This window comes from Allobosea sp. TAF32 (assembly GCF_052113585.1).
Classification (GTDB): Bacteria; Pseudomonadota; Alphaproteobacteria; order Rhizobiales; family Beijerinckiaceae; genus Allobosea.
The window spans coordinates 106,752-133,263 of the sequence record NZ_JBFRDM010000006.1; the positions used below are offsets into that span (position 1 = coordinate 106,752).

Genomic DNA, 26,512 nt, shown 5'->3' on the forward strand with positions numbered 1-26,512 from the left:
CATGAGCAGAACATCGTTTCGTCTTACCCTGACCGGGCTCGCTGCCGGCCTGTCGCTGGTGCTGTTCCAGCCGGCGGCGCAGGCGGCCGAAGGTGGCTTCCAGCCGCCGGCGCTGAGCTGGTCGTTCTCCGGCCCCGTCGGCAAGTTCGACCGGGCCCAGCTTCAGCGCGGCTTCAAGGTCTACAAGGAAGTCTGCGCGGCCTGTCACGGCGCCAGCCTTGTCGCCTTCCGCAACCTGTCGCAGCCGGGCGGTCCCGAATTCACGCCCGGCCAGGTCGCCGCGCTTGCCGCGACCTATCAGATCAAGGACGGCCCGAACGAGCAGGGCGAGATGTTCGACCGGCCGGGCCGGCCGGCTGACCGCTTCCCGTCGCCGTTCCCGAACGAGCAGGCGGCCCGCGCGGCCCAGGGCGGTGCCTATCCGCCGGACTTCTCGGTTCTGGCCAAGGCCCGCACCTATGTGCGCGGCTTCCCGACCTTCATCTTCGACATCTTCACCCAGTATCAGGAGCAGGGGCCGGACTACATCCATGCCCTGATGGTGGGCTATGAGGAGCCGCCGGCCGGCGTGACGCTTCTGCCGGGGCAGAACTACAACAGGTATATGCCCGGTCACTTGATCGCGATGCCGAAGCCGCTGAGCGACGGGCAGGTCGAGTATCCGAAGGGCCCGGACGGCAAGTCGCCGGTGCCGGAAACGGTCGACCAGTATGCGCGCGACGTCGCGGCCTTCATGGTCTGGATGGCCGAGCCGCATATGGAAGCGCGCAAGCGCTTGGGCATGCAGGTGATGCTCTTCCTCGTCGCCTTCTCGTTCCTGCTCTACTACACCAAGAAGAAGGTGTGGTCGCGCATGCCGGACGGCTCGCCCGCCCACTGAGCCGGGAATGACGATCTTGCGAAAGGCCCCGGAGACGGGGCCTTTTTGCTATCGGGCAATGGCGCCGCCGGAACTCTCTGCGCTGTGTTGCGACCGTCATCGAAAGATGGTCCTTTCCGCGCCCGCAACAGGGAAACAGCCATGAGCGAAGCCGTTCTCGGAATCATCGGCGGATCGGGTATCTACGATCTGCCGGGCCTCAGCGACCTCCGCGAGGAGCGCATCGACAGCCCCTGGGGCGAACCTTCGGATGCGCTGCGGATCGGCCGAATCGGCTCGACCAAGATCGTCTTCCTGCCGCGGCATGGGCGCGGCCATGCCATTCCGCCTTCCGAGATCAACTATCGCGCCAATATCGACGTGCTCAAGCGCGCGGGCGTGACCGATCTCGTCTCTCTGTCGGCGTGCGGTTCCTACAAGGCCGAGCTCTATCCCGGACTGTTCGTCCTGGTTGACCAGTTCGTCGATCGCACCACGCGTCGGGAGAGCTCCTTCTTCGGCAAGGGCTGCGTCGCCCACGTCTCCGTCGCTCATCCGGTTGGCCCGGCGCTGCAGGGGCGCATCGCGGCGGCGGCGGAAGCGGAGGATCTGCCCTTCGTGCGCGGCGGAACGCTTGTGACGATGGAAGGGCCGCAATTCTCGACCTATGCGGAATCGATGACCTATCGCGGCCTCGGCTACGACCTCATCGGCATGACGGCGATGCCGGAGGCCAAGCTCGCGCGCGAGGCCGAGATCACCTACGCCACCGTCGCCATGGTGACGGATTACGATTGCTGGCATGAGCTGCACGGTGCCGTGGACGTTGCCTCGGTCGTGGCAGTGCTGCATGAGAACGCCGACAAGGCTCGTCACCTCATTGCCCGGCTCGCCGCCGATTTCCCGGCCGAGCGGGAACGTTGCCCGGCCGGCTCGCACAACGCCCTCGACAATGCGATCATCACTGCGCCCGCGTTCCGCGATCCCGCCCTGCTGGCGAAGCTCGACGCGGTCGCCGGGCGCGTACTCAGGGGCTGATTGATGGCCGCGCCCTTGACGAAGCCGGCTCGACGTCCGACCAAGGCGTCCGTCACCCTATCCGAGACGACGCCCATGAACCTTGCCGACAGCATCCGCGCGATTCCGGACTATCCTCGGCCCGGCATTGTCTTTCGCGACATCACGACGCTGCTCGGCGATGCGCGGGCCTTCCGCCGCGCCGTGGACGAGCTGGTGCAGCCCTTCGCGGGGTTGAAGATTGCCAAGATTGCCGGCATCGAAGCGCGCGGCTTCATCCTCGGCGGCGCCGTGGCACATCAGCTCTCGGCCGGCTTCATCCCCGTCCGGAAGAAGGGCAAGCTGCCGCTCGAGACGCTGCGAGCGACCTATGCGCTCGAATACGGCACCGACGAGATCGAGATCCATCGTGATGCCGTCCAACCGGGCGAGCGGGTCCTGCTGGTCGACGATCTCGTCGCGACCGGCGGCACGGCCGAAGCGGCCGTCAATCTGCTGAGTGGGGTGGGAGCTGAAGTGGTTGCCGCCTGCTTCATCGTCGACCTTCCCGATCTGGGCGGTGCGGACAAGATCCGCCGGCTCGGCGTGCCCGTACGGACGCTGGTATCCTTCACCGATCCTTGAGCCCATGAAGATCAACGGCCAGCACTATCGGACGATCTGGCTCGCGCAGGATGGCTGGCGCGTCGTGGTCATCGATCAGACGCGATTGCCTTTCCGCTTCGAGACGGTGTCACTCGGCTCGGCCGAGCAGGCGGCCGATGCGATCCGCTCGATGGTGGTGCGCGGCGCGCCGCTGATCGGCGCGACGGCAGCCTATGGCGTGGCGCTGGCGATGCGGGCGGATGCCTCGGATGCCGCCTTGAAGGCGGCGCTGACGCTGCTCGGCGAGACCCGGCCGACTGCGGTCAATCTGCGCTGGGCGCTGGAGCGCATGGGCCGCATCCTCGCGGGGTTGCCGTCGGAGAAGCGTGCGGAGGCTGCCTATGCCGAAGCAGCCGCGATCTGCGACGAGGATGTCGCGCTGTGCCGCGCGATCGGCGAGCATGGCCTGCCGCTCATCCGTGAGATCGCTGGGCGGAAGCCGGCGGGGCAGCCGGTCAATATCCTGACCCATTGCAATGCCGGCTGGATCGCTACCGTGGATTGGGGCACGGCGCTGGCGCCGATCTATCGGGCGCATGACGCGGGAATCCCTGTCCACGTCTGGGTCGACGAGACGCGCCCGCGTAATCAAGGCGCGGCGCTGACGGCCTATGAGCTCGGCGCGCATGGCGTGCCGCACACCGTTATCACCGACAATGCAGGCGGGCATCTGATGCAGCGCGGTGCGGTCGACATGGTGATCGTCGGCACCGACCGGACGACAGCCACAGGCGACGTCGCCAACAAAATCGGCACCTATCTCAAGGCGCTCGCCGCACATGACAACGACGTGCCATTCTATGTCGCGCTGCCGTCGCCGACAATCGACTGGAGCATCGGTGACGGCCTTGCGGAAATTCCGATCGAGGAACGCGCCGCGCGCGAGGTGACGCATCTGTCCGGGCTTGCGGAGGATGGCGAGGTGCGGTCTTTCCGCGTCGCCGCGCCGGGTAGCGGTGCCGCCAACCCGGCTTTCGATGTGACGCCGGCGCGCCTCGTCACCGGGCTCATAACCGAACGCGGGGTCTGCGCGGCAAGCGCCGAAGGGCTCACGCAACTCTTCCCCGATCTGGCGAACAAGGCGACGGCATGAACGAAACGGAGCTGCGACAGGAGATCGTCGCGGTCGCGCAGGCGATCGACCGGGCGGGCTTCTGCCCGTCGAAATCGGGCAATGTCTCCGCGCGCTTCGGGGTGGGGTTGCTGATCACCCCGTCCGGACTGCCCTACGCCCAGACGAAGCCGGAGGACCTGATCCATCTGGCCCTCGACGGAACGGTGCTCAGCGGCGCGCGCAAGCCTTCCTCGGAATGGCCCTTCCATGTCGAGATCTACAAGGCCCGCCCGGATGCGCAGGCGATCGTGCACACCCATTCCCCGCGCGCCACGGCGCTCTCCAGCGCCCGCCGCGGCATCCCGGCGTTCCATTACATGATCGCGCTCTGCGGCGGCGCCGATGTGCGCTGTGCCGACTACGCGACCTTCGGGACGCCGGAACTTGCGGCCAATGCCGTGAAGGGGCTGGAGGGGCGCAAGGCGGTACTGCTCGCCAATCACGGCGTCATCGCGCTCGGCCAGACGCTGGCCGGTGCTCATACGATAGTCGCTGAGGTCGAAAATCTCGCCGGCCAGTATCTCGATATCCTGGCAGCCGGGCTCGAGCCGGTCATCCTCGACGCTGCCGAGATGGAACGCGTCGGCGCGAAGTTCGCGGGCTACGGCAAGGTCGGCTGAAGCCGTCGCCGCGCCGGCCTGGCACCTGTGATCACCCTGCCGCGATGAACGCAGCAGGGTATTTTTCGTTCTGAACTGGTTCCGTCGTACCAGGATGGCATCCCGACCGAGAGCTTGCGCCGATCAGATCGGAGCGCAACCTGATCGGGGGCGGGCCTAGTCGAGCATGAAGGCCTGCTCGAGCACGTCCCTGGAGTCGAGGCCGAGCTGCACCTCGAAGCGTCCGCTCTCGACGACTTCCTTGAGTTCGGCATTGATGAATTTGAGCTGCTCCTTGCCGATCTCGAAGCGCACCACGCGGCTCTCGCCGGGCTTGAGGGTCACCTTCTGGAAACCCTTCAGCTCCTTGATCGGGCGTGCGATCGAGGCGTAGGGGTCGGCAATGTAGAGCTGCACGACGTTGGCGCCCTCATAGGTGCCTTCATTGGTCAACGTCGCCTCTGCAGTCAGGCGTTGGTCCCGCGTGATCCGGGCCGCCGAGAGCTTCAGATTGGATAGGGCGAAACGGCTGTAGCTCAGCCCGAAGCCGAAGGGATAGAGCGGGCCCTGCTCCTCCTCGAAATACTGCGAGGTGTAGTTGCCCGGCTTGCCCGGGGTGAAGGGGCGCCCGATCCGCAGAGGGTTGTAGTAGGTCGGGATCTGACCGGCGGAGCGGGGGAAGGAGATCGGCAGCTTGGCCGAGGGGTTGTGGTCGCCGAACAGCACGTCGGCGATGGCGTTGCCGCCCTCGGTTCCGGTGTACCAGGTCTCCAGCAGCGCGTCGGCATTGTCCTTTTCCCAGCCCAGCGCGAGCGGGCGGCCGTTCATCAGCACGACGATGAGCGGCTTGCCGGTCGCCTTGACGGCCTTGAGCAGGGCGCGCTGCGAACCGGGCATCTCGATACTGATGCGGCTCGATGACTCATGCGACATGCCGCGGACTTCGCCGACGACGGCGATGACCACATCGGCCTGCTTGGCGACCGACACGGCCTCCTGGATCATCTCCTCGGGGCTGCGTGGATCCTGGACGACCTCAGGCTTGTCCCAGTTCAGATAGTTCAGGTATTCGACGACCTTCTGGTCGTCGAGGACGTTGGAGCCGCGAGCGGTCAGGAGGCGCGCCTTGCCCTCGATCGCCTTCTCAATGCCAGCCCGCACCGTCACGGCCTGCTCGGCTACGCCCTGGGCGGACCAGCTGCCGAGGATATCGAGCCCGGAATCGGCCAGAGGCCCGACGAGCGCGATGGTTCCGGTCTTCTTCAGCGGCAGCGTCTGGTTGCGGTTCTCCAGCAGCACGATGGTCTGGCGGGCAATCTCCCGCGCCGGCTGGCGGTGGAGGCGGCTGTCGGCCTTCTCGTTCACCGGGTCGTCGGCGGGCTTGCCCATGCGCAGGAACGGGTTGGCGAACAGGCCCAGATCGTATTTTGCGCCCAGCACCTCTCGGACGCAGGCGTCGAGTTCGGCCATCTTGACCTCGCCCGAGGCGATGAGGCCCGGCAGCTCGGCAAGATAGACCTGATCGGCCATGCTGAGATCGATGCCCGCCTTGATGGCGAGCTTGGCCGCCTCACGCGCGTCGCGCGCGACGCCATGGCGCGTCAGCTCCGTGATTGCGCCGTGGTCGCTGACGGTCACGCCATCGAAGCCCCACTGCTTGCGCAGCAGATCCTGCATCAGCCAGGTGTTGGAGGTCGCGGGTACGCCGTTGATCGAATTGAGCGCGACCATCACGCCGCCGGCCCCGGCCTCGATCGCGGCACGGTAGGGCGGCAGATAGACCTGATGCATGCGCAGCGGGCTCATATCGACCGTGTTGTAGTCGCGCCCGCCCTCGACGGCGCCGTAAAGCGCGAAATGCTTGACCGCCGCCATGATGCTGTCCGGGCGGTCGGTCGCGTCGCCCTGGAAACCGCGGACGCTGGCCCTTGCGCATTCGGAAACGAGATAGGGGTCTTCGCCGAAGCCCTCCGAGGTGCGGCCCCAGCGCGGATCGCGGCTGATGTCGACCATCGGCGCGAAAGTCATGTCCACGCCGTCGTTGCAGGCCTCGATGGCCGAGACGCGGGCCATCCGCTCGATCGTGGCCATGTCGAAGCTCGCCGCCAGCCCGAGCGGGATGGGGAAGGTGGTGCGGTGGCCGTGGACTACGTCATAGGCGAAGAAGAGCGGGATCTTCAGGCGGCTGCGCTTGACGGCCGCCTCCTGCAGCGGCCGATTGTCGCGCCGGATGACGGTGTTGAACGAGCCCGCGATGCGCCCCGCCGCGACCTCGTCCATCAGCTTGGCATGCGGCATCTCGGGGCCGATGCTGATCAGACGGAGCTGGCCGATCTTTTCCTCGACCGTCATGCGCTTGATCAGGTCGTCGATGAAAGCCTGCTTGCTGACGGGACCGGTCAGGTTGAGGGCCTGTTTCGGCGCTGCTGCGGCCGATTGCGCCGTCATTCCCGCTGCCATCGCGACCGAAGCCATCGCGCCCAAAGCCTGGCGCCGGGACAGGCCCTTCTCCGTCTCATCAGTACAAGGCATCGCATCCAGCCCATCAGCGACCGGCGTACCGTTCGAATTGTTCATGCTGAGTTCGTTCATTCAGGTTGACGAAGGCCAAGGGCGGCGCGGAGCGGTTGCGGAAGAACGACGCTCTTCCTTGACCCTTGTGTCGATGATGGGCATTTGTGCTCGCGTGCGCCGCTGCCGACATGGGACGGGCGCACTCCGCCCCGCCAGCGTGCATCTTTAAGGAGCTGTTGTGAACTTGTCGACCCGTTCTGGTGACGGGGCCCTTGATATGGCCCGGTTTTCTTCTTCGGCCCGACGCATGCTGGTGTTGGCTTTGAGGCAATGCGCAGCGACCTGCAGCAGGTCGGGTTTGGCCCGGTTGAGCCTGGCTGCCGGCTGCCTGGCGCTCGGAGCGCTCGTCGGGACCTCTGCCTTCGCGCAGAAGCGCCCGGCGGATTTCGGGCTCGAGGACGTGCTCGCGAAGGCGAAGGCGCTGGCGGACAAGCCTTACGTGACCCCGGTCAGCAACCTGCCCGACGTGTTCAGCAAGATGCAATTCGCCGACTACCAGAAGATGCAGCCGCGGCGTGACCGCTTCGCCTGGACGGAGTTGCGGACGCCCTTCAAGCTGGCCTTCTATCATCAGGGCATGCAGTTCAACACGCCGGTGAAGATCAACGAGATCGTCAATGGCGTCGTGCACGAGATCCCCTATGACGCCGGGCGTTTCGACTTTGCCGACCTGCATTTCGACCCAGCCGAGACCAGCAAGCTCGGCTGGGCCGGTTTCCGGGTGGTCTATCCGATCAACCAGGCCGGCAAGCTCGACGAGATCATGAGCGTGCTGGGCGCGAGCTATTTCCGCGTCATCGGCAAGGGCCAGATCTACGGCCTCTCGGGGCGCGGCCTGGCCATCGATACCGGCCTGCCGATCACCGAGGAGTTCCCCAAATTCCGCGAATTCTGGCTGCGCCGCCCGAAGCCCCAGGACAAGCAACTGACCTTCTATGCGCTGATGGATTCGCCACGGGCGACCGGCGCCTATGAATTCACGCTGGTGCCGGGCGCCGACACCGTGCTGAACGTCAAGGCGCGCGTCTTCATGCGCGAGGGGGCGGCGCCGCGCACGCTCGGCATCGCGCCGCTGACCAGCATGTTCCTCTTCGGCCCCAACCAGCCTTCGCCGACCTATAACTTCCGGCCGGCCATCCATGATTCCAACGGGCTCGCCATTCAAGGTGGCGACGGCAAGTGGACCTGGAGCCCGCTCGGCAACCCGCCATCCGCGGTGGCCGTAACCAATTTCCCGGCCGAGAATCCGAAGGGCTTCGGGCTGCTCCAGCGTGGACGCTCCTTCACGCGCTACGAAGATCTGAAGGATCGGTACGATCTGCGCCCGAGCGCCTGGATCGAGCCGACCAACAATTGGGGCAAGGGCAGCGTGCGTCTCGTCGAAATCCCGACGGCGGACGAGACCAACGACAACATCGTCGCCTTCTGGGTGCCGGAAAGCATGCCGGCACCGGGCCAGCCGCTGCAGTTCGACTATAGGATGCACTGGACGATGGACGAGCCGGCGATCTTGAAGGACGGTACGTCCTATGTCTGGCAGACCATACGCTCTACCGGGGAGTTCTATCAGTCCAACCTCATTCGCGCGGGCGACGGGACGCAGGCGTTCCTGATCGACTTCAAGGGGCCTTCGTTGCGCAAGCTTTCGCCGCAGGCGAAGATCACGGCCGAGGTCACGGCCAACGACAATGTCGAGATCGTCGGAACCGACCTTCAACCCAACCCGGCCATTCAGGGCTGGCGCCTGACCTATAGGGTAAAGGTCAAGAATCCGGCGGTGTCGTCCGATTTGCGCGCAGTGCTGAAGCAAGGTGACCGCGCGCTGACCGAGACTTGGGATCTGAGAATTCCCCCTTTGCCGGCTGCAAAGGCAAGGGAATCCTATCTCAATCCCTTCAAGGCGATCGAAGGTCAGAGGTCCGAGCTGGTCGAGCCGAAGCCCTGACGCTGGCCCGGCTTCGCCGAGACTGCCGTCTACAGGGACGGCAGTCGGGATTTGGGATCAGGCGGGTTTCCGCTCGACGAAGACGCAGCCGTCGAAGCGGAAGACCTCTTCGCCGCGCTGGTTGATGCCGGTGTTGCGGTGGAAGAACAGGCCCCATTGCGGGCGCGAGGCGCTCTCGCGCTTATCCACCACCTCCGAGAAATAGGTGATGCGATCGCCGGCGAGGACCGGCTTCGACCAGCGCAGATTCCTGAAGCCGGGCGAGGGGCCGAGGCGGGCAGGGCGCCCGGTCGTCGCGGCGAGCTGGCGCCTGCGGTGCGAAACCATGGTCGCCATCCAGACCGCCGCGGTATGCCAACCTGAAGCGGCGAGCCGGCCGAACAGGCTGACGCGCGCCGCCGCCTCGTCCATGTGGAAGGGCTGCGGGTCGAAGCTACGGGCGAAGGCGATGATTTCATCCGCGGTGAAGACGAAGCTGCCGAGCTCGTGGCGGCTGCCGATGGCGAGCTCCTCGAAGAAGCGGGTGGGCTCGGGACCTTCTGAAGGCGCCTCAAGCGGGCTCTCCAAGGCCGGGCGTTCGTAGCGCGGCGAATGCGCGAGCCAATCGCCCTGTGGCTGAGGGGAGACGCCGGAATCCTTCCGGCCGAACATGATCCAGTTGATTTGCTCAAGCAGCGGTTCACCGCGCTGGTTGAGCAATTCGAGCCGGAAGCGCACGAGGCCCATTTCGGGCCGCGAGCGGGAGGTCTTGGTCTCGATCACGGTGCGGCGGGCGGTGACGCTGTCGCCGGGAAGGAGCGGGCGCAGCCACTTCACCTCCTCGATGCCCGGCGCGCCCATGCCGGTCGAGTCGAGCAGGAAGCTCTCCGCCATCAGCCGCATCAGCAGCGAGCAGCTATGCCAGCCGGAGCCGATCAGGCGGCCGACGAAGCTCGCCTTCGCGGCTTCCGGATCGACATGGAAGTCCTGCGCGTCATAGCGCGAGGCGAAGGCGACGATATCGTCCTCAGAGACGGCGATGCTGTGCGAGAGGACGCTCTCGCCTGGGACGAAATCCTCGAACTGCAGCATCGGCGGGCTTTCTCAGGTCGCGAAACGGAAGTGCAGCACGTCTCCGTCGGCGACGACGTACTCCTTGCCTTCGAGGCGGAACTTGCCGGCTTCGCGCGCGCCCGACTCGCCCTTGTTGGCGACGTAGTCGTCATAGGCGATCGTCTCGGCGCGGATGTAGCCCTTCTCGAAATCGGTATGGATCACGCCGGCGGCCTGCGGCCCCTTGGTGCCCTTCTCGATCGTCCAGGCGCGGGCTTCCTTCGGGCCGACGGTGAAATAGGTCACGAGGTTGAGCAGGCTGTAGCCGGCGCGGATGACACGGTTGAGCCCCGGCTCCTCCAGTCCCACGGCTTCCAGATATTCGGTCTGCTCCTCGGGCGGCAGAACCGCGATCTCGCTCTCGATCTTGGCCGAGACGACGACGGCGACGGCGCCTTCCTCGGCGGCGCGCTTCTTCACCTGCACGGAGAAGGCGTTGCCTTTGTCGGCGCTGGCTTCCTCGACATTGCAGACATAGAGCACGGGCTTGGACGAGAGCAGGCCGAGCAGCTCGAAAGGCCGGCGCTCCTCGGCTGCGACCTGGACGAGGCGGGCCGGCTTGCCGTCGCGTAGCAGCACGAGGCAGCGGTTCATCAGATCGGCCAGTTCTTTGGCGTCCTTGTCGCCGGTTTTGGCCTTCTTCTCCAGTGGCTGGACGCGCTTCTCGAGGCTTTCGAGATCGGCGAGCATCAGCTCGGTCTCGATGATCTCGATGTCGTCGATGGGCGCGACCTTGCCTTCAACATGGGTGATGTCGCCGTCTTCGAAGCAGCGCACGACATGGGCGATGGCGTCGCATTCGCGGATATTGGCGAGAAACTGGTTGCCCAGCCCTTCGCCCTTCGAGGCGCCGCGCACGAGGCCGGCGATGTCGACGAAGGTCAGTCGCGTCGGGATGATCTCCTTCGAGCCGGCGATGGCGGCGAGTTGCTCAAGCCGCTCGTCGGGCACCGCGACATCGCCGACATTCGGCTCGATGGTGCAGAACGGGTAGTTGGCGGCCTGCGCCGCGGCAGTCTGCGTCAGCGCGTTGAAGAGGGTCGACTTGCCGACATTCGGCAGGCCGACGATTCCGCATTTGAAGCCCATGGTCGCCTGTTCCGTTGCCCGCGGACGGAGCCGCCGCCGGGCGTGAAGCTTTGAAAGTTGCGGCCTTATTGGGGGGCTTGCGCGATAAAGACAAGTGCCGCGCGCCTTCTGGCCGATGCGCCGCTCACGCGAACGTGCATGGCGAGGGGTCGGATGCTGATGCTGGATCGCCTGCCGCGTTCGCCTGCGCGGTCCGGAGCATCGCTATGAATCGTTTTGGTTTCGCCCTTACCCTGCCGATCTTCGCTCTGGCCGGAGGCCTGGCCGTCGCGCAGGTGCCGGGGACGCGATTGCGTGGCACGGTGGAGCGCATGGAAGGCTCGACTCTGGATCTCAGGGCGGCGGATGGGCGGCAGTTCAAAGTCGCGCTCGCGCCAGGATTCTCCACCGGCGGGGTCGTGCCCGCGAAGGCGTCCGACATCGCGAAGGGGAGTTTCATCGGGGTCGGCGCCAAGCCCCAGCCGGACGGCACGCTGCTGGCGGTGCAGGTCATGATCTTCCCGGAGACGCAGCGCGGGACCGGGGAGGGGCACCGCCCCTGGGCGGTGCTGCCTGACGCGACCATGACGAACGCGACCGTGGCCGAGACGGTTGCATGGGTCGACGGCGCCAATCTCGTCCTGAGCTATCCCGGCGGCGAGCAGAAGGTCGCGATCACGCCTGAGGCGACCATCCTGATGGCGGCACCGGCCGAGGCGAGCGAGCTCACGCCCGGCGCCCAGGTCGCGATGACGGCGAGTCGGCAGGCCGATGGCAGCTACAGCACGAGCCGCGTGACGGTCGCGAAATCGGGCGCGAAACTGCCGCTCTGACGTTCAGCCTTCGCTCTTCTCGCCCAGTCGCTTCACGGCGCCATGGCCGCGTGCGTCCATGAAGAGATGCACCTTGTTCTGGAAGCCCGTGTCGTCATGTGCCGCGAGCAGGGGCGCGTGATCGGCGCAGGCCGTGCAGAGGTCCTCGACCCAGGGCTGCTCGGCCTTGCCGAAATCGTTCAGCACATAGCCATGGACCAGCTCTTTCAGGCCGGGATGGCCGATGCCCATGCGGACGCGGCGGTAGTCGTTGCCGATCGCGGCCGTGGTCGAGCGCAGGCCGTTATGGCCGGCATTGCCGCCGCCGAGCTTCACGCGCAGCTTCGCGGGAGCCAGGTCGAGCTCGTCATGGAAGACGACGACGTCCGCAGGCGCGATCTTGAAGAAGCGCGCGGCCTCACCGATCGAGCGGCCCGATTCGTTCATGTAGGTCTGCGGCTTGAGCAGGATCACCTTCTCGCCGCCGATCGTGGCTTCGCAGGATTCCGCCTGGAAACGCACGCGCCAGGGCGAGGCGCGATGGAGGCGGGCGATCTCCTCGACGGCCATGAAGCCGATATTGTGCCGGTTGCGGGCATAGCGCGCGCCGGGATTGCCGAGGCCGGCAAAGATCAGCATGGCGGAACTCCGGCAGGCTCATGGATCAGCATCGGATTCATCCGAAGACGTGGATTCCACTTTTCGGTCCGATGCCAAAGCAAGACGGCCGGGAAAACCCGGCCGTCTCGGTAGAATGAAAGGCGGAAGCGGCGCCAGACGGCGCCGTTTCTCACGCCTTGGCTTCGGCCGGAGCCTCGGCGGCTGCGTCGGCAGCGGGCTCTGCCTCGACGGTCGGCGCGGAGATCGCGATGATCGTGGCGTCCGAACCGATGGAAAGCTTGGCACCGGCCGGGAGCTTGATGGCATCGGCGTGGACGGAGTCGCCGACGTTCAGGCCGGCCACTGACACGTCGATGGACTCCGGAATGCTGTCGGGCTCGACGGTGACCTCAAGTGCGTGCTCGATGATCTGGACCAGGCCGCCGGCCTTGACGCCGGGGCTGGCTTCCTGACCGGTGACGTGAACCGGGACCTGGACCGTGACGGTCTGGCCCTTGGCGACGCGCAGGAAGTCGACGTGGATCGGGAAGTCCTTGACCGGGTCGAGCTGGTAGTCGCGCGGAATGACGCGCTGCTTCTTGCCCGCGACGCTGATCTCGAAGATCGTGGTCAGGAAGTGGCCGCCGAAAATCAGCTGGCGGGTCTTGTTGGCGTCGAGCGCGATGGCTTCGGGAGCGGCGCCCCCACCATAGATCACGGCAGGCGTCTGGCCCTGGCGGCGAACAGCACGGGCGGCCCCCTTGCCGACCTGTGCGCGCGCCGAAGCCTCGATTTGCTTCACGGCGGTCATGTTGGATGTCCTTGACTTGTAAATGACAAGGCCGCCTCGTGGCGGCCATCGGCTTGCGCGTCCAGAGCCTCCAAGGGTGTCAGCGGGACGCGCGGCTGCTCATAGGCTAAAACCGGCGCAATCTCAACCCCGTTGCGTCAGGCGGCGTTCGCGACGGCTTCGCGCTGGAGCGCAGTGGCCGGGGTTGCCTGGCCGAAGCGTTGCAGGAGCTCGCGGATGACCAGCGCCGGCACAGGCGGCGAATAGAGAAAGCCCTGCCCGAAACGGCAGCCCATCTCCTCGAGGCGCTGAGCTTGCGACTGCGTCTCGATGCCTTCGGCGATGATCTTCATGCCGAGACGGCGTGTCATCGTCAGCAGGGATTCGACGATGACGGCACTGCGGGCGCCGCTGTCGATCGCGCTGACGAAGGAGCGGTCGATCTTGATGATGTCGATCGGAAAATCGAGCAGATGGGTCAGCGAGGCGAAACCGGTGCCGAAATCGTCCAGTGCGACCAGCATGCCGCAGGCGCGCAGCGCTTCCATCGTCCGCGCAACACCGTCCCTGCGGCTGCCCATGAAGACCTGCTCGGTCACCTCGACGACGAGGTGGCGCATCGGCAGACCGGCCTTGTCGAGCGCCCGGGCCACGCGTTGCGCCAGGTCCCCCTTCTGGAAGTCGGCAGAGGTCACGTTCACGCTGGCGTGGTGGATATGCAGGCCTGCACTCTGCCATTCGGCCATGTCGGACGCGACCAAAGCCAGCATCTGTGTGGTGATGCGGTGGGCGATCTTGGGATCCTGCAAAGCTTCCTGAAATTCGCCGGCCGTGACGATGCGCCCGTCGTCCTGCCGCATGCGGGCGAGGGCCTCGACGCCGACAATCTCGGCGGTGTCGAGCCGGATGATCGGCTGGTAGTACGGCACGATGCGCTCGCCGCCGAGCGCGCCGTCGACATCCTTGCGGATTCGGGTGCGATGCATCATCGCGCTGCGCAGCTTGCGGCGGAAGCGCACATAGCGGCCGCGGCGGGTCTCCTTGGCATGGTACAGCGCGAGGTCGGCATTCTGCCGCAGCGTCACGCTGTCCTCGCCATCCTCGCCGGCGAGCGCGCCGCCGATCGTGACGCTCGGCTGAATGCTGTGCCCGTCATGTTCCAGCGGCGCGGCGGCAATTGCGGCGAGAGCGGCGGAGGCGAGGCTGCGCATTCGAGCGGGACTGTCGCAATCCGGGACCAGGACGGCGAATTCGTCGCCACCGATCCGGCAGGACAGGCAACCGATCAGAGCCGTGTTCAGGCGGTCGCCGACGCCGGCGATAAGACTGTCGCCGGCGGCATGGCCGAGCGTATCGTTCACCGTTTTGAGGTGATCGATATCGATCAGCATCAGCCCGTAGCGCCGCGAAGCCGTGCTCATTGCGGTGATGGCGTCGTTGAACTGGGCCCGGTTCGGCAGCCTGGTCAGCGTGTCGAAATAGGCGAGATGGTGATTGCGGGCGCGCACTTCGTCGTGCTCGATCGCAATGGCGCAGAGGTGGACGCAGGTCGCGACGATGCGGCGCTCGAGAGCTCGCGGCCGGCGGGGCTTGCGGAAATAGAAGGCGAAGGCACCGACGACGCGGCCGTCCCGTGCCTTGATCGGGGTCGACCAGCAGGCTCTGAGGCCGAGCGGCAGGACGAGCTGCGTATAGGCTGCCCAGAGCGGGTCGGTCGCGATGTCAGTCACCTCGACGGGGACGGCGCGATGGACCGCGGTGCCACAGGAGCCGGCACGGGGGCCCGTCGGCGTGCCGGCGATGGCGGCGGCATAGTGATCGGGGAGACTCGGCGAGGCGAGGGGGCGCAGATGACCCTCATCATCGACCGTCACGACCGAACAGATCACGCCGGGCGAGATCGCTTCCGCCCGGTGGCACAGCCGTTCCATGCACAAGGCGAGCGTTTCCCCGCGCGCGATGTCTTCCAGAATATCGTTCTGCAGGGCCTGCAGGCGGTCGGAGGGCTTGATCACGCTGTTCCCGACAGAGAAGGGCTTGTCGAAGAACGCAAATTCTAACTCAATCGGCTTAAGGGCCGATTGAGGGGCCGATTCAAACTTTATCCGCTCAGGCGGCGGCGAGGCCGAGGCGCTCGTCGCGGCGGCGCAGCAGATGCATCAGCGGCAGCGCGAACAGCACCATCCAGGCCTTGCCGATGACCTGGCCGGTAAGGAAATCCAGGCTGCCGAAGGCGAGGTGCAGGAAGACGATGCTGTCGACGACGAGGCCGACGATGCCGGAGGCGAAGACCGCCGTCAGGAAGCGGCGGCGCTGCAGGGGCGTGTAGATGGCGAAATCGGCGAGCTCCGACAGCAGGAAGGCCGAGACGGAGGCGATCACGATGGCCGCGGGGGCAAGCAGGGCCGAGATCAGCGCGCCGACGGCGATCGCGCCGAGCCCCGCAAGCGTACCGAGACGGCGCTGCACGAGGTCGCGCAGCACGAGCGCAAGCCCGACCATCAGGACGCCGCTCGGCGCCATGATCCCCGGCCAGACCGGCACGAGGCAGGGGCCGTTCGGCACGCAGACGGTGCCGGCATTGCCGATGAGCCAGTTGGCCGCCGGAATGGTGAGACCGAACAGCACGAGCGCGACGATGCCTTCGAGCCGCCGCTGGTGATCACGATTCATAAGAGGGTCCGCTGTCGTCGGGTGACACGAGATAGGCCGCGAAGCCTTTTGCGCGCAAATCGCAGGCCGGGCAATGGCCGCAGCCGAAACCCCAGCCGTGCCGAGTCGTCCTGTCGCCCAGATAGCAGCTATGGGTTTCCTCCAGGACGAGATCGAGGAGGGCCTGCCCGCCGAGTTCCCGCGCCAGAGCGAAGGTCTGCGCCTTGTCGCGCCACATCAGCGGCGTGTGGAGCACGAGCCGGCGGTCGAGGCCGAGGCCGAGCGCCACCTGCATCGCCTTGATCGTATCGTCCCGGCAATCGGGATAGCCGGAATAGTCGGTCTCGCAGACGCCGAGGACGATGTGCTTCAGGCCGCGCCGATAGGCGAGGGCTGCGGCGAATGTCAGGAAGATCAGGTTGCGGCCGGGCACGAAGGTGGTCGGCAGGCCGGTCTCGGCGAAGCTGATTTCGGTCTCGCGCGTCAGCGCGGTTTCCGAAATCGCACCGAGCGCCTTCAGGTCGACGAGATGATCGGGGCCGAGCCGCTCGGCATAGCCGGAGGAGAGCGTCGGCAGCTTCTCCCGAATGGCGAGGCGGCACTCCATCTCGACGAGGTGACGCTGGCCGTAGTCGAAGCCGATCGTCTCGACGGTGTCGAAACGATCGAGCGCCCAGGCCAGCACGGTGGTGGAGTCCTGGCCGCCGGAAAACAGGACGAGCGCGCCGGACCTCAAGTGACCATCCTCAGTCGAACAGGCTGGACACGCTGGTCTCGCTCGCCGTGCGCTCGATCGCCTCGCCCATCAGCCCGGCGATGGAGATGACGCGGATATTGCGCGCGACCTTCACCGCCTCGGTCGGCATGATCGAGTCGGTGATGACCAGTTCCTTGAGCTTCGAGGAAGCGATGCGGGCGACCGCGCCGCCCGAGAGCACGCCATGGGTGATGTAGGCGTAGACCTCCTTGGCACCCTGCTCGAGCAGCGCCTCGGCGGCGTTCACCAGCGTGCCGCCGGAGTCGACGATGTCGTCGATCAGGATGCAGGAGCGGCCCTCGACCGAGCCGATGATGTTCATCACTTCCGATTCGCCCGGCCGGTCGCGGCGCTTGTCGACGATGGCGAGCGGAGCGTCGATTCGCTTGGCGAGCGCGCGGGCGCGGACCACGCCGCCGACGTCCGGCGACACGACCATGGCGTTCTTCCACTCCAGCCGGTCCTTGATGTCGCGCGCCATGAGCGGGGCGCCGAACAGATTGTCGGTCGGGATGTCGAAGAAGCCCTGGATCTGGCCGGCGTGGAGATCGAGCGTCAGCACGCGGTCGACGCCGGCATGGGCGATGAGGTTGGCGACCAGCTTGGCCGAGATCGGGGTGCGGCCCGACGCGCGCCGATCCTGCCTGGCATAGCCGAAATAGGGGATCACCGCCGTGATGCGGCGCGCCGAGGAGCGGCGCAGCGCATCGGTGATGATCAGCAGCTCCATCAGGTGGTCGTTGGTGGGGAACGAGGTGGACTGGATGACGAAGACATCCTGCCCGCGCACATTCTCCTGGATCTCGACGAAGACCTCCATGTCGGCAAAGCGCCGCACCGTGGCCTTGGCGAGGGGAATGCTGAGATGGCTGCAGATGGCTTCTGCAAGCGGCCGGTTGGAGTTGCCGGCGACGACTTTGAAATGAGAGGGCATGCCGTGGCGCACCGTTGGACAAGGCGGGGCACGAGCCGGCTAGGCCGGCTCAATTCGAACGGCTCTTAACAGTGCGATGACATGGAGTCGACCGCTGCGCTGCAATAATCGCTGCGCAAAAAGCGCTCGCGGCGCCGGCGTGGCCCAGAATCCACTGACGCTGCGTCGCCGAAGGGAGCGAACGCGGGCGTTCAGCTCTTTTTCTTGTCGGTGGTAGCGGCGACCTTGGTGGCAGGCTTCGCCGGCTTGTCGGCCTTCTTGTCCTTGTCGCCGCCCAGCGTCTCGACGGCCGGGGTGGTGACGAGGAAGCTCGCGATCGCATCCATCGAGTCGGAGGCGGCCTTGGCGACGATGGTCCGGTCGATGCCGGCCCAGGGATCGGAGCTGCTGCTGCGCCGGCCGATGCTCTCGCCCTGAACACGCTGGGCGCGCTGCTTCGTCGAGTCGTAGACGTCCCAGACGAAGGCGAGCGACGTCTGGCCGTCCTCCGTCGGCTGTGCCGTGAGATAGCCCTTGACGCGGAAGCGCGCCGGCTTGTTGCCCGGAACGATCTCCATCTTGCGCTCGGCCGCGGCCTCGCCGAGCAGGCCGGCGAAGCTGGTGGTGACGTCTTCCGGCGCCCCGGAAATGCTCTGGACCGAGACCGGAACGCCCGGTGCATCGACGCGCGGGCGGGCTGCGGTCTGGCTGGTTTCCTGGCATCCGGCGAGCGCCAGCGCAAAAACCGGCCCCAGAACGAGGCCGCTCAAACGGTTGATCATGACGCCTCCCGCCCTTTGGGCTGTGGACTGCTTCGAGATTCCCTGTGCAGCTTTTCTAGGCTTAACGGAGGACGAGGTCCAGCTCAGGCAAATTCAGCGCCTCGGCGCCCTCGTTGCCCACCAGATAGGTGCGGCCCAGGCACATCGCGGTCTCACTGTCGGAATCCATCAGGATCATGTGGGCGAACATCACCATCCCCGGCACGATTTCCCAGTCATTGGCCTCGTAGAACATCGGCCAGTCCATCCAGGACGGTGTGAATTTGGCGCCCAGCGAATAGCCGCAGGCGTTGAGCCGGTGCTGTGCCAAGCCGTGCTCGTCGAAGACGCGGGCATGGGCAGCGAAGACGTCACCCGCGGTGCGGCCCGGCTTCAGCGCGGCCTCGCAGGCGAGCAGCGCGTCGCGGGCGGCGGCATGATAGGGGCGGTGCAGAGGGCGGGGATCGCCGACCACGACGGTACGCATCGCCGCGACATGGTAGTGCCGGTCGACGCCGGCGAATTCCAGGGTGATCTGGTCGCTGGCGCCGAGCCTGCGCCGGCCGGATTTGTAGCGGCAGAGCAGGGCGTCTCGATCCGAGCCGATGATGAATTCGTTGGCCGGGTAGTCGCCGCCGCCCGCGAATATCGCGTTGTGCTGGGCGGCGAGGATCTCGCCCTCGTCAGCGCCGGCCCGGATGGCGTCGAGAGCTGCCCGGTCGGCCGCGTCGGCCAGCGCTGCCGCGCTGCGGACATAGACGACCTCCTCGTCCGATTTCACGGCGCGCAGCCGCGTGACGATCGCCGAGGCGTCGAGGAGCTCGGCCTGGCCGGTGAAGGCGGCGTCCAGCTTGTGGTAGTTCGAGGCGACAAGGCCATGTGACTCGAACTCGACGCCGATGCGCTTGCCGGACAGGCCATGATCGCGCGCGAGCGCCAGGAGGTCGCGGGCCGGATTGGCGTCGCGTCCGTCCTTCCAGATGCGGATGTCGTCGAGGTTGGAAGTGTGCTGTGCCTGGCGGAGATCCGCCGAGCGGGTCAGCAGCGCCATGGTCCCGTCGGCCCTGACGACGAGACACTGGAAGAAGCAGAAGCCGAAGGTGTCATAGCCGGTCAGCCAGAACATCGATTCCTGCTGGAACAGAAAGAGCGCATCGAGCCGGTCTGCCTGCATCGCGGCGAGGAGGGCTGTGCGGCGGCGGGCGAATTCGGTGGGCGTGAAATGCAGGGCCATGATGCGTCTCCTCAAGCCGGGCGGGCATCTGATCGTGGCCATGGCCTGCGAGCAAGCCGGACCTCCGGTCGCAATTGCGGCGCCGGTCCGCGCTGCCTATAGGCTTTGCTCTGAAAGTTTCGCCCCGATGGGAGAGAGCCATGGTGAACCCCGGCAACCGCATCCTCGACGACATCGCCCGCCTCGCCACCGATGCAGCCGGAGCCGCGCAAGGCGTGCGCCGGGAGGTCGAGACCGTGGTGAAGACGCAGATCGAGCGCCTGCTGCGCGATCTCGACGTTGTCACCCGCGAGGAATTCGAGGCGGTGCGCGAGATGGCGCTGATCGCCCGCGAGGAGAACGACAAGCTCGCGGCGCGTCTTACCGCGCTTGAGGAGAAGCTCGGCAAGTCCTGACCGGCAAGCCCTGACGGGGCTGCGTGCAAACGACAGCTTTCATGTCGTGACGTCATGTCCACAGCCATGTGTTGTGGACAGCAGCTCAGGGGGATTGAGCCCACCGGCCGAATCCGCGGACCTTCGCTCTGTGTTGGGAGCGTCACAGCGCCTGCGCTATCGTCGGTGGAAAGAATTGATTCGTTGGGCGCATTCGCTTCTGGCCGACGGATGGGGCCGCTCTCCCAGGAGCGTTCCGGAGGTGTGTTGCGTTCCTTCGGCTTTCCAGTCGCCGTGTTCCTGTTCTCGAACGCGCCGGATGCGCCAGCGTCCGGAAGGTGGACCTTAGGGCATGATAGAACTCGATATGGATGCCGAGCTGGATCGGCCTTCCAACCCCCTCGACCTGTTTGAACGCCTGGCCGCTCTCAATGACTGGTCCTTCGATCGCGACAGCGAGGACGAACTCTCGGTTTCCGTTGTCGGCGGCTGGTCGGAGTATCACGTCGCGATCACCTGGCTCGCGGAGGTCGAGGCGCTGCACATCGCCTGCGCCTTCGATCTCAAGGTGCCGGAGCGGCGGCGCGGCGAGGTCCTGCAACTGGTAAGCCTTGTCAACGAGCAGCTCTGGCTCGGCCATTTCGATCTCTGGAGCACCGAGAGCGTGGTGATGTATCGTCATGCCCTGCTGCTGTCCGGCGGGGCAGAGCCGACCGACGAGCAGGCGGCGGCGCTGGTCAAGACGGCAGTCGAGGCCTGTGAGCGCTACTATCAGGCTTTCCAGTTCGTCGTCTGGGCCGGCAAGACGGCCAAGGAGGGCATGGAAGGCGCCATCCTGGAGACGATCGGCGAAGCCTGAGCGGCCGCAATGCCGTCACGGCCGGGCTTGACCCGGCCAGCCCTTGCAGGCTCTGGTCCTGGGATGCCCGGCGCAAGCCCGGGCATGACGCCCTGGTCCCAAGCGACGAGAACCACCATGTCGAATTTCCTTCCGCAATCGCTCGTCCTTATCGGCGCCGGCAAGATGGGCGGAGCGATGCTGGAGGGCTGGCTGCGCATCGGCATCGATCCCAAGGGCATCAGCCTGATCGATCCCAAGCCCTCGGACGAGATGGTCGAACTCGCCGGCGAGAAGGGGATGCGGCTTAATCCTTCCGCGAAGGAGATCCCGGCGGCCGATGTCGTCGTCCTCGCGACCAAGCCTCAGATGCTGGATACCGCCGCGCCGGCCGTCCAGGCATTCATCCACCCCCGCACGCTGCTGATCTCGATCCTGGCCGGCAAGACGCTCGGTGACCTCGCGGCGCGCCTGCCGAACGCCGCCGCGATCATTCGCGCGATGCCGAATCTGCCGGCCTCGGTGCAGCGCGGCGTGACGGCTGCCGCGCCCGGCAAGGGCGTGAGCGCGGCGCAGCGCGCCAGCGCCGATGCGCTGCTCGGCAGCATCGGCAAGGTCGAGTGGCTCGACGATGAGGGGCTGATCGACGCCGTCACGGCAGTGTCGGGCTCAGGCCCGGCTTATGTCTTCCATCTGGTTGAATGCCTGGCCGCAGCCGGGGCTGCGGCGGGGCTGCCTGCAGACGTGGCGGAGCGGCTGGCGCGGGCGACGGTGGAGGGCGCCGGCGAATTGCTGTTCCAGTCGCCGCTGCCGCCGGGAACGCTGCGCCAGAACGTGACCTCGCCGGGTGGCACCACAGCCGCTGCGCTCGATGTCCTCATGGCCGATGACGGCCTGAAGCCGCTGATGAACAAGGCGGTGGCTGCCGCGAAACGTCGCGCCGGGGAGCTTTCCGGCTAATCGGCCTTCCACATGCCACGATAGCGGCCTAACCTCTTTTCAACGCGAAGCGAGAGGAGCTGTCCCCATGGTCCGCAAACCCGTTTCCACGCCGCCGGCGGGCGCCGAGCCGATGCCGGCTGGCAATTCCGCCGAGCCGCGCAAGCGCGCCGTCGATGCGCTGATGAAGCTCGCCGCCGAGCGTGCGTGGGACCAGATCGAGCTGCCGGATATCGCCGGTGAGGCCGGGTTGACCCTGGCGCAGCTGCGCGCGCTCTTCCCCTCCAAGCTCGCGATGCTGGGCGGGGTCACGCGCCTCGTCGACGACGCGGTTCTGTCCGGCACGTCGGAGGATCTGGCGGGGGAGCCCGCCAAGGAGCGCATGTTCGATCTGGTGATGCGCCGGCTCGATGCGATGGCGCCGTACAAGGCGGGCCTGCGCAAGATCGTGCCGGTCATCCGGCGCGATCCGCTGGCGCTGGCGGCGCTCAATCGCGGCGCGGTCAATTCCTGGCGCTACATGCTGGCATCCGCCGGCATTCCGACCGAGGATGCGCTCGGTCATCTCCGGGTGCAGGGCGCGGTGCTGTTGATGGCACGGGTGTCCGAAACCTGGCTCCATGACGATCAACCTGAATTGTCGAAGACCATGGCGCGGCTCGATCGCGAGCTGAAGCTGGCCAGCTGCATCCTGGCCCGGGCGGAGGACATGCATCGCCTGACGGCGCCCTTCAGAGGGCTGGCGCGGGCGATCTGTTCCGGCCGACCGCTGAAGACGCGCCGGCGCGAGCGCGCCCCGGAGCGCGGCGAGGACAACGAGGATTACGCGCCGGCGATCTGAGCCGGATCGCCGCTGCCTGGCAGCAGCCCAAATGTGGCCGAAATGGGTCGGTGTTAAGCGCGTTTTAGTCAATTTGCGCGAGGTGAAGGGTCCCTCCTGCGCAGGAAACGCGTATGTCTTTCTTCAAGAAGCTTGCGACCCTGTCGATCAGCCGCTCATTCGCCCTGATCGCAGCCCTGGCCGTGCTGATCGCCGTCGGCAGCGTCGGCTACACGTTGAACGCCGCCCGCAACGAGATGATCGCGCTGAAGCGCGGCGAGATGAAGAATCTCGTCGAGGCTGCTTCGACGACGGTGAAAGGCTATCTGGCGCGGGTCGAGGCCGGCGAGCTCAAGGAAGACGACGCCAAGAATATGGCGATGGCGGCCCTCGGCAATGCCCGTTTCGACGACGGGAACTACTACTTCCTCGTCAACTATGACGGCATCAGCGTCCTGCATGCCAACAAGAAGATCCAGTCGACGGACATGAAGCCGCTCAAGGACGCGGACGGCAAGTTCTTCGTCCAGGACATGATCGCGCTGGTGAAGGCGAAAGGCGAGGGCTTCCTCGACTATGGCTGGCTCAAGGCCGGCGACAAGCAGCCATCCCTCAAGATCTCCTATGTCGTCGGCATTCCGAAATGGCAGTGGGTGGTTGGCTCCGGCCTGCATGTGCAGGATGTCGACTCCGCCTTCATGAGCATGGTCGCGGGCGTCGCCAAGGTGCTCGTGCCGCTCGGCCTTCTCATGCTCGGTCTCGTCGTCGTGCTGAGCCGTCGCGCCACCAGCATGCTGCGTTCGCTGAAGGGTTCGATGGACGACCTCGCCTCGGGGCAGCTCGACACTGTGATCGAGCATCAGGAGCGCTCCGACGAGGTGGGCTCGATGGCCCGCTCGCTGGAGGTCTTCCGCGATGCGGCCCTGGCCAAGGAGGCGATGGAAGCCGACAAGCTGCGCACCGAGGAGGAAGCAGCGGACCATCGCAGCGCCGCCGATGGCGAGCGCCGCCGCAATGAGACCGAGCGTGCCGAGCATGCGCGCACCCAGGCCGCTGTGGTGCAGGCTCTCGCCACCGGCCTGGAGCGGCTCTCCGACGGCGACCTGACCTATCGGATCGAGGCGGCGTTTACCGCCGAGTACGCCAAGCTGAAGGGCGACTTCAACGGCGCCATCGCCAAGCTCCAGGATGCGATGCGGCAGATCGCGACCAATACCGAGAGCATGAAGGCGGGCTCGACCGAGATCAGCCAGGCGGCGGACGACCTCGCCAGCCGCACCGAACAGCAGGCTTCCTCGGTCGAGGAGACCGCGACTGCGCTCGACGAACTAACTGCCACGGTGCGCCAGACCGCCGAAAGTGCCCGCCTCGCCAATCAGGCGACGGAACAGGTCAAGACCGAGGCCGAACAATCCACCAGCATCGTACGCGATGCGGTGACGGCGATGGGCGGCATCGAGAAATCGGCGCAGGAGATTTCGCAGATCGTCGGCGTGATCGACGAGATCGCCTTCCAGACCAACCTGCTCGCGCTCAACGCCTCGGTCGAGGCGGCGCGCGCTGGTGACGCCGGCAAGGGCTTCGCCGTCGTCGCCTCCGAAGTGCGGGCGCTGGCCCAGCGTTCGGCCTCCGCCGCCAAGGAGATCAAGACACTGATCGACGCTTCGACGATCGAGGTCGAGAAGGGCGTCGCCCTCGTCGGCCAGACCGGCGGCGCACTCCAGCGCATGGCGTCCGAGATCACCCGCGTCACCGGGCTGGTGGCGGAGATCGCCGGTGCCGCGCAGGAGCAGGCCTCGGGCCTGCAGGAGGTCAACTCCGCCGTGGGCGAGATGGATCAGGCGACGCAGCAGAACGCTGCGATGGCCGAGCAGTCGACCGCTGCGGCCCATTCCCTGTCGCAGGAGGCCGATCGCCTGTCGGGGCTGGTCGCACGCTTCCAGCTCGGCAGCGATGTCGCCGGGCTCAAGGCGATGGCGCGGACGATGCAGGCGGCTGTCGCACCCGCGCCGCGGGCCGCAGCGCCCCGCACCGCCGCGCCACGGGCCGGCAGCAAGGTCTATAATGGCAGCGCGGCAACTGCCCACAAGGCCGATGCCGACGCCCGCGACAATGGGTGGGAGGAATTTTGAGCACGCCCGCCGAACCGGCCGCACCGATCGGCTTCGACGATTTCCTCAAGGTCGACATCCGTGTCGGGACGATCGTCGAAGCCGAGCCCTATCCCGAGGCGCGCAAGCCCTCGATCAAGCTCGTCATCGATTTCGGCGGCACTATCGGCCGCAAGAAATCCTCGGCCCAGATCACCAGGCACTACCGGCCCGAGGATCTTCCGGGCCGGCAGGTGCTCGCCGTGGTCAACTTCCCGCCGCGCCAGATCGGCAAGTTCATGTCGGAGGTGCTGACGCTCGGCATTCCCGACGCCGAGGGCGAGGTCGTGCTGATCGGGCCGGGCGATGGCGTCCCGGACGGCGGAAGGCTGTACTAGCCGGCCTGCATCAAAGCGGCAGGAGCAGACCAGAGACCGGTCTGCAAAGTGGTCGGCGCGAATTCCGGCGCCGACCAACGCAGCGCCAGCGCCTGAGGGCGCCGCCAACCCCGCGTGACGTGAAAGCGCCACAGGCGCTGCGATCCCCCCAGCCCGGCAAGCTCCGGCCCGTCCCAGACGATCTCCGCCACGCCTTGCAATTGCAGTGTCGTGCCCGTCTGGAAGTCGACGAAGAGCAGGGCTGCCCGCGGCTGCTCCAGCAGGTTTCCGAGCGTGTTGAAGTAGTTGTTTCCCGCGAAATCCGGGATGGTCAGCGTATCGCCATCGACGCGCACGAAGCCCGGCCGCCCGCCGCGGTGGGAGATGTCGGCGCCGCCTGGCGATGTCCCAAATGGAGCGGCGCTGGCAATGAAGAGCGTATCGGCATTGGCGATCAACGTCCGGGCCGCCGTATCGAGACCGGAGAGACTAGCGGATTGTCCGGTGGAAACACTGCCGTTCGGGGCCCTGCTGCGCGCCTGGATATATTTGGCGCAGTTGCCGAAGCTCTGGGTGACGGCAACCGAAAAGCCATCGTCTCCAACCGCGTCGATCCAGCCGTTGGCGCGGTTGCGGCGCCGGGTTTCGAATTCGAGCCCGAGCAGGCCGATGGGGTTGCCCGGCCGGAACGCTTCGAATGCCGGATCGTCAGGGTGCGGCAGAGTTACAATCGACAGGCTCGTCGGTTCCGGGCTGGTCACGAAGCCGCGCGCACCGGTGAGCGGCGTCGCCAGCGGCCAGCCCTCTGCATCGAGCACGCCGGCGAAGAGCCAGGGAAGCTGCCCGAAGAAGATGCGATGCTGATCCGGCATGAAACTGCGGATGCCGGCGCCGCGCGCGACGACGCCAGCTCGCGCCTGCACGGCGAGTTCGCCGGTATGAAAGGGACCGTCAGGCTGCATCGTCGTCGAGCTCGGCCGGCAGGGGAGAAGGCGGGATCGGCTTGAAGAACGACAGGGCTTCGACGCGAGCCAGCCAGCGGCGCACGGCCGGATAGGGGCTCAGCGGGATGCCACCCTCCGGCGCGTGAGCGACGTAGGAGTAGCAGGCCAGATCGGCGAGCGTCGGGTCAACAGCCGCCAGGTAGTCGCGCTCCGCCAGATGCTCCTCCATGAAGGCGAGGAGCCGTGCCGCGATGCGCTTGGCGCGCGCCTTATCGTCGTTCAGGCCGAATTGCGTGATCAGCCGCGCTATGGAGGGACCGTGCATGACCTCGCGGGCAGCGATCGAAAGCCAGCGCTGGACATGCGCCGCGCCGACGGGATCAACCGGCAGCCAGACGCTGTCCGGGGCGTAGCGCTTCACCAGATAGACCATGATCGCACTGCTGTCGGCGAGCGTCAGCTCGCCATCCTGCAGGACGGGAATCTGACCGAGCGGATTGAGCCTGCGGAACGCCGCACTCTGCCGAACTTCCGCGGGCGCCGGCTCGAACCGGTAGGGCAGCCCGAGGGCGCGCAACAGCAGCTCGACGCGGTGGGCGTGGCCTGAAAGGGCGGTGCCGTAAAGGACGATCTCGGTCGATGACATGGCGATGCTCCTGCTTGCGTGCAGGATCATGATCGTTTCGAAGAACTGTCGA

General features: G+C 66.5%; 26 protein-coding genes. 13 read left to right on the forward strand and 13 right to left on the reverse strand.

Annotated elements, in window-relative coordinates; all coding sequences use genetic code 11:
• Position 1 precedes the first annotated feature (1 nt).
• The 5 genes from AB4Z16_RS14045 to AB4Z16_RS14065 all read left to right on the forward strand — a co-directional run bounded on the left by AB4Z16_RS14045 (position 2) and on the right by AB4Z16_RS14065 (position 4,255).
• The gene (locus AB4Z16_RS14045; protein WP_441511972.1) at positions 2-880 is read left to right on the forward strand and encodes a cytochrome c1; all 879 of its coding nucleotides are present in this window, start codon (positions 2-4) and stop codon (positions 878-880) included.
• Between the two features lie 141 nt (positions 881-1,021).
• Positions 1,022-1,897 carry an S-methyl-5'-thioadenosine phosphorylase gene (locus AB4Z16_RS14050; RefSeq protein WP_441511973.1) on the forward strand — a complete coding sequence of 292 codons (876 nt, stop codon included), beginning with the start codon at positions 1,022-1,024 and terminating at the stop codon, positions 1,895-1,897.
• A gap of 75 nt (positions 1,898-1,972) precedes the next feature.
• Positions 1,973-2,500 carry an adenine phosphoribosyltransferase gene (locus AB4Z16_RS14055; RefSeq protein ID WP_441511974.1) on the forward strand — a complete coding sequence of 176 codons (528 nt, stop codon included), beginning with the start codon at positions 1,973-1,975 and terminating at the stop codon, positions 2,498-2,500.
• Positions 2,501-2,504: 4 nt separating this feature from the next.
• Complete coding sequence (mtnA, locus tag AB4Z16_RS14060) at positions 2,505-3,614, forward strand: S-methyl-5-thioribose-1-phosphate isomerase (protein ID WP_441511975.1); 1,110 nt, start codon at positions 2,505-2,507, stop codon at positions 3,612-3,614.
• A complete protein-coding gene (locus AB4Z16_RS14065) occupies positions 3,611-4,255 on the forward strand; it encodes a class II aldolase/adducin family protein (RefSeq protein ID WP_441511976.1) in 645 nt (214 codons plus the stop codon). Before mtnA ends, AB4Z16_RS14065 begins: the two co-directional genes overlap by 4 nt.
• Before the next feature lie 156 nt (positions 4,256-4,411).
• Here AB4Z16_RS14065 and bglX read toward each other — a convergent pair whose 3' ends face one another.
• A complete protein-coding gene (bglX, locus tag AB4Z16_RS14070) occupies positions 4,412-6,811 on the reverse strand; it encodes a beta-glucosidase BglX (protein ID WP_441511977.1) in 2,400 nt (799 codons plus the stop codon).
• A gap of 304 nt (positions 6,812-7,115) precedes the next feature.
• Here bglX and AB4Z16_RS14075 point away from each other — a divergent pair, with 304 nt between their 5' ends.
• Positions 7,116-8,753 carry a glucan biosynthesis protein G gene (locus AB4Z16_RS14075; protein ID WP_441511978.1) on the forward strand — a complete coding sequence of 546 codons (1,638 nt, stop codon included), beginning with the start codon at positions 7,116-7,118 and terminating at the stop codon, positions 8,751-8,753.
• Between the two features lie 57 nt (positions 8,754-8,810).
• Here AB4Z16_RS14075 and AB4Z16_RS14080 read toward each other — a convergent pair whose 3' ends face one another.
• Complete coding sequence (locus tag AB4Z16_RS14080; protein ID WP_441511979.1) at positions 8,811-9,824, reverse strand: MaoC family dehydratase; 1,014 nt, start codon at positions 9,822-9,824, stop codon at positions 8,811-8,813.
• Between the two features lie 12 nt (positions 9,825-9,836).
• Entirely contained in the window at positions 9,837-10,934 is a 1,098-nt protein-coding gene (gene ychF, locus AB4Z16_RS14085; RefSeq protein WP_441511980.1) for a redox-regulated ATPase YchF, read from the reverse strand.
• A 206-nt stretch (positions 10,935-11,140) separates the two neighbouring features.
• Between ychF and AB4Z16_RS14090 the strand changes: the two genes are divergently transcribed.
• Positions 11,141-11,746 (forward strand): hypothetical protein, encoded by a 606-nt coding sequence (locus tag AB4Z16_RS14090; protein WP_441511981.1) that lies wholly within the window; start codon positions 11,141-11,143, stop codon positions 11,744-11,746.
• Positions 11,747-11,749: 3 nt separating this feature from the next.
• On the opposite strand, the gene pth is transcribed toward AB4Z16_RS14090, so the two are convergent.
• The 8 genes from pth to AB4Z16_RS14130 form a co-directional block, all read right to left on the reverse strand.
• Positions 11,750-12,364, reverse strand: coding sequence for an aminoacyl-tRNA hydrolase (gene pth / locus AB4Z16_RS14095; RefSeq protein ID WP_441511982.1), 615 nt, complete (start codon positions 12,362-12,364; stop codon positions 11,750-11,752).
• 151 nt (positions 12,365-12,515) lie between these two features.
• Positions 12,516-13,136 carry a 50S ribosomal protein L25/general stress protein Ctc gene (locus AB4Z16_RS14100; RefSeq protein WP_441511983.1) on the reverse strand — a complete coding sequence of 207 codons (621 nt, stop codon included), beginning with the start codon at positions 13,134-13,136 and terminating at the stop codon, positions 12,516-12,518.
• A 137-nt stretch (positions 13,137-13,273) separates the two neighbouring features.
• Positions 13,274-15,130, reverse strand: a complete 1,857-nt coding sequence (locus AB4Z16_RS14105) for a putative bifunctional diguanylate cyclase/phosphodiesterase (protein ID WP_441511984.1) — start codon at positions 15,128-15,130, stop codon at positions 13,274-13,276.
• 94 nt (positions 15,131-15,224) lie between these two features.
• Complete coding sequence (locus AB4Z16_RS14110) at positions 15,225-15,788, reverse strand: VUT family protein (protein WP_441511985.1); 564 nt, start codon at positions 15,786-15,788, stop codon at positions 15,225-15,227.
• The gene (queC, locus tag AB4Z16_RS14115) at positions 15,778-16,503 is read right to left on the reverse strand and encodes a 7-cyano-7-deazaguanine synthase QueC (protein WP_441511986.1); all 726 of its coding nucleotides are present in this window, start codon (positions 16,501-16,503) and stop codon (positions 15,778-15,780) included. Before queC ends, AB4Z16_RS14110 begins: the two co-directional genes overlap by 11 nt.
• A gap of 10 nt (positions 16,504-16,513) precedes the next feature.
• A complete protein-coding gene (locus AB4Z16_RS14120) occupies positions 16,514-17,458 on the reverse strand; it encodes a ribose-phosphate pyrophosphokinase (RefSeq protein ID WP_441511987.1) in 945 nt (314 codons plus the stop codon).
• Between the two features lie 191 nt (positions 17,459-17,649).
• Positions 17,650-18,219 carry a hypothetical protein gene (locus AB4Z16_RS14125; protein WP_441511988.1) on the reverse strand — a complete coding sequence of 190 codons (570 nt, stop codon included), beginning with the start codon at positions 18,217-18,219 and terminating at the stop codon, positions 17,650-17,652.
• A gap of 61 nt (positions 18,220-18,280) precedes the next feature.
• Positions 18,281-19,432, reverse strand: a complete 1,152-nt coding sequence (locus AB4Z16_RS14130; RefSeq protein ID WP_441511989.1) for a M24 family metallopeptidase — start codon at positions 19,430-19,432, stop codon at positions 18,281-18,283.
• Positions 19,433-19,572: 140 nt separating this feature from the next.
• Here AB4Z16_RS14130 and AB4Z16_RS14135 point away from each other — a divergent pair, with 140 nt between their 5' ends.
• The 6 genes from AB4Z16_RS14135 to AB4Z16_RS14160 all read left to right on the forward strand — a co-directional run bounded on the left by AB4Z16_RS14135 (position 19,573) and on the right by AB4Z16_RS14160 (position 24,891).
• A complete protein-coding gene (locus AB4Z16_RS14135; protein ID WP_441511990.1) occupies positions 19,573-19,827 on the forward strand; it encodes an accessory factor UbiK family protein in 255 nt (84 codons plus the stop codon).
• 331 nt (positions 19,828-20,158) lie between these two features.
• A complete protein-coding gene (locus AB4Z16_RS14140; RefSeq protein WP_441511991.1) occupies positions 20,159-20,665 on the forward strand; it encodes a type III secretion system chaperone family protein in 507 nt (168 codons plus the stop codon).
• A 117-nt stretch (positions 20,666-20,782) separates the two neighbouring features.
• A complete protein-coding gene (proC, locus tag AB4Z16_RS14145) occupies positions 20,783-21,604 on the forward strand; it encodes a pyrroline-5-carboxylate reductase (RefSeq protein ID WP_441511992.1) in 822 nt (273 codons plus the stop codon).
• Positions 21,605-21,671: 67 nt separating this feature from the next.
• Positions 21,672-22,424, forward strand: coding sequence for a TetR/AcrR family transcriptional regulator (locus AB4Z16_RS14150; RefSeq protein WP_441511993.1), 753 nt, complete (start codon positions 21,672-21,674; stop codon positions 22,422-22,424).
• 113 nt (positions 22,425-22,537) lie between these two features.
• The gene (locus AB4Z16_RS14155) at positions 22,538-24,535 is read left to right on the forward strand and encodes a methyl-accepting chemotaxis protein (RefSeq protein WP_441511994.1); all 1,998 of its coding nucleotides are present in this window, start codon (positions 22,538-22,540) and stop codon (positions 24,533-24,535) included.
• Positions 24,532-24,891: a tRNA-binding protein gene (locus tag AB4Z16_RS14160; protein WP_441511995.1), complete on the forward strand. Its 360-nt coding sequence runs from the start codon at positions 24,532-24,534 to the stop codon at positions 24,889-24,891. The genes AB4Z16_RS14155 and AB4Z16_RS14160 overlap by 4 nt, the downstream gene beginning before the upstream one ends.
• Here the strand turns inward: AB4Z16_RS14160 and AB4Z16_RS14165 are convergent.
• Both AB4Z16_RS14165 and AB4Z16_RS14170 read right to left on the reverse strand, forming a co-directional pair.
• Positions 24,888-25,832 (reverse strand): pyridoxamine 5'-phosphate oxidase family protein, encoded by a 945-nt coding sequence (locus tag AB4Z16_RS14165; RefSeq protein WP_441511996.1) that lies wholly within the window; start codon positions 25,830-25,832, stop codon positions 24,888-24,890. The genes AB4Z16_RS14160 and AB4Z16_RS14165 overlap by 4 nt on opposite strands.
• Positions 25,822-26,460, reverse strand: a complete 639-nt coding sequence (locus AB4Z16_RS14170; protein WP_441511997.1) for a glutathione S-transferase — start codon at positions 26,458-26,460, stop codon at positions 25,822-25,824. Before AB4Z16_RS14170 ends, AB4Z16_RS14165 begins: the two co-directional genes overlap by 11 nt.
• Positions 26,461-26,512: the final 52 nt, after the last annotated feature.